Annotated in this window: 3 protein-coding genes; all 3 read right to left on the bottom strand. The window is 48.2% G+C overall.

The features are described from left to right. A partial coding sequence (locus tag JF818_RS07735) for a V-type ATP synthase subunit D (protein ID WP_198891447.1) occupies positions 1-490 on the bottom strand: 490 nt, incomplete at its 3' end. A 9-nt stretch (positions 491-499) separates the two neighbouring features. Then, a complete protein-coding gene (locus tag JF818_RS07730; protein ID WP_198891446.1) occupies positions 500-1,804 on the bottom strand; it encodes a V-type ATP synthase subunit B in 1,305 nt (434 codons plus the stop codon). A gap of 10 nt (positions 1,805-1,814) precedes the next feature. Continuing rightward, the coding region (locus tag JF818_RS07725) for a V-type ATP synthase subunit A (RefSeq protein ID WP_198891445.1) at positions 1,815-3,020 on the bottom strand (1,206 nt) is incomplete at its 5' end.

Raw genomic sequence — 3,020 nt, 5'->3', positions numbered from 1 at the left:
TCTCGAAAAGGTTCACCCGTTGACTGGTGGTTCTCAACTCTTTTTCAAGGAGTCTCACCTGTTGTTCCAGTGTTGCGATCAAGGCATCATAACGTGCCAAGTCACGAAGGCACTCCAATCCCTTGTCCACCCAAAGAGGATAGTCAGCAAGGTTGTAGGAGATGGGAACAAAGGTCAGTTCCTTGAATACTGGAATGGTCACACCGGCAATATTGCCTTTTGCCTTAACCACCTTGTCTATCTTGATGAGCTTTTCAACCTTCAGTTCAGAAGCGAATGCGGTATTCTCATGATACACAGCAATCCACGTCTGCATGTCCTGAACGAGCGCCTCCTGCTTTTTCTTCAGCGATGCCACCTCAGCAGAAATCTGCCTGATAACCATCTGCAACTGTTGTTTTTTCAGTTGCAGGGTCGGCAGATACCGCTGGTATTGCTTCAATCTGTCCTTTTGGAGTTTCTGTTCGTTCTTGGTCAGTTTGACGGCCATCTCGACTCCTTAGTCATTCAACTTCTTGGGCCAGCGGCTCAGGATCAAATCACTCTTCAATCCTGTTTCATTTGGCTCGAAACAGTCACTGAGAATCTCCCATCCCAAGTCCAGTGCTCCCTCTAGGGGGATATTTACACTCAAATCCATCAATTTACTTTCAAACAATCGACCATACTTGAGCAATTTCTCATCCCAATCGGTCATATTGAAGCCCATGGATTTCTTTTCCAGTGACTCCTTGTATGATGCATATAGTTTGATCATACCATCCATCAACGCACGATGGTCATCCCTGGTATCCTTGTTGACCTGCTGCTTGAGTCGACTCAGCGACCCAAATGGCTCGATTCTTCCACCCTTGAGATAGTACTGACCTTCGGTGATATATCCGGTATTATCAGGAACCGGGTGCGTGACATCATCACCAGGCATGGTGGTTACCGCAAGAATGGTTACAGAGCCTGCACCCTCAAAGTCAACAGCCTTCTCATAACGGGAAGCAAGGGAACTATAGAGATCCCCAGGATATCCTCGGTTCGAAGGCACCTGGTCCATGGTAATGGCCATCTCTTTCATGGAGTCAGCAAAGTTGGTCATATCAGTTAGCAGTACAAGAACCTTCTTGCCATCCTGTGCAAAACGCTCAGCAACAGCGAGGGCCATATCAGGAACCAACATACATTCAACGGTTGGGTCACTTGCAGTATGGATGAACATAATCGTTCGACTCATTGCACCACTACTCTCAAGGGTATCCTTGAAGAAGAGATAGTCATCATACTTGAGACCCATACCTCCAAGTACAATCAGGTCAACTTCAGCCTGCATGGCAATTCTCGCAAGCAGTGGGTTGTAAGGCTCACCACTGACACTGAAAATGGGAAGTTTCTGACTCTCAACCAAGGTATTGAACACATCGATCATCGGGATACCCGTTCTGATCATGTTGCGAGGAATGATTCGTTTTGCTGGATTTACCGCAGGACCACCGATATCAATCATATTGTCTGACAGCGAAGGTCCATTGTCACGGGGATTGCCGGTACCATCAAATACACGACCGAGAAGGTTCTCTGTATATGAGACACGCATCGGAACGCCAAGGAATCGCACCTGATCACCGGTGGATATACCCTGTGCTCCGCTGAATACCTGCAAAGAGACCAGATCATCATCAAGCTTGATGACACTCGCATAGCTCTGCTCACCTTCAGAGGTGACAATGGCAAGCTCACTGTTGCTTACCCCGACGGCACGCACGGTGATGACGTTTCCTACAATGGATTCAATTTTTGAATAGACTTTCTGCATCTGCAACCCCTTAGATCAACTGCTCAGCGTCAGGATCAACACTACGTTGTTTCCCCTGGTACAGGGCAAGAATCTCCCCTTCTATCTGTGTGAAGCGCTCGCTCTTCGTTTCAACATTGTTCCAGTCAAGGAACTTCTGCCTAAGCGTGTTAAAGAAGGAACGCACATGTTTCTTATCTTCTAGATCAAACTCGGTCGCTAGTACCTTGAACAGTACCTCAAAGGTATGTTTCTGTCTTTCAGGTGGGACCGAAGCATCAACTGGGTCGAAGGAGTTCTGCTGTAGGTAGAAAGCATCAATCAACTCACTCTTCTGGTAGGTGATATAGTCTGAAACCGAGGTTCCCTCTTCACCGACAACCTTCATCATCTGGTTGACCTCATTACCCCTTCTCAGGATATTGCGGGCATACTCGACCTTTGCCTGTTTGATGATACCCTCATACTTCGACCAGGAAGTGAGAGGATCGATTGCAGGATATTTACGTGCATCACTGCGTTCACGACTCAATCCGTGGAAAGCTCCAACAACCTTGAGTGTAGCCTGTGTTACCGGCTCCTCAAAGTTACCACCAGCAGGACTGACAGTTCCTCCGATGGTTACCGAACCAATACGACCATCACGTAGACGTACCTTTCCAGCCCTCTCATAGAACTCTGCAATACGGCTTTCGAGATATGCAGGGAATGCCTCTTCACCTGGGATCTCTTCAAGACGACCACTCATCTCACGCATTGCCTGTGCCCATCGGCTGGTGGAGTCAGCCAAGAGCAGGACACTGAGTCCCATTTGCCTGTAGTACTCAGCAAGCGTTACTGCGGTGTATACGGAAGCCTCACGGCTTGCTACCGGCATGGAAGAGGTATTACAGATTATGATGGTACGTTCCATCAATGAACGACCGGTCTTCGGGTCAACAAGCTCAGGGAACTCCTTGAGCACTTCTACCACCTCACCGGCTCTCTCTCCGCATGCAGCGATAATTACAATATCGACATCTGCATTACAGCTGGTCATATGCTGGAGAACAGTCTTTCCTGCACCGAAAGGACCAGGGGTACAGTAGGTACCACCCTTTGCAACAGGAAGGAAGGTGTCAATGATCCTGATTTTGGTCACCAGGGTCTCATCGGGGCGTAGACGCTCCTCATAGAGTTTGATAGCTTTCTTGACCGGCCAGGTGAAAATCATGGTGAGGTCTTTCTTATTGCCTTT

This window comes from Sphaerochaeta sp. S2, assembly GCF_016406725.1.
Taxonomy (GTDB): Bacteria; Spirochaetota; Spirochaetia; order Sphaerochaetales; family Sphaerochaetaceae; genus Sphaerochaeta.
The sequence above is the reverse complement of the archived record's forward strand: the minus strand, read 5'-3'. Positions and strand labels throughout refer to the sequence as shown.

Bases quoted from the DNA above. Each gene is read 5' to 3' on its own strand.
- JF818_RS07730 (WP_198891446.1), bottom strand. From the start codon at position 1,804: ATGCAGAAAGTCTATTCAAAAATTGAATCCATTGTAGGAAACGTCATC.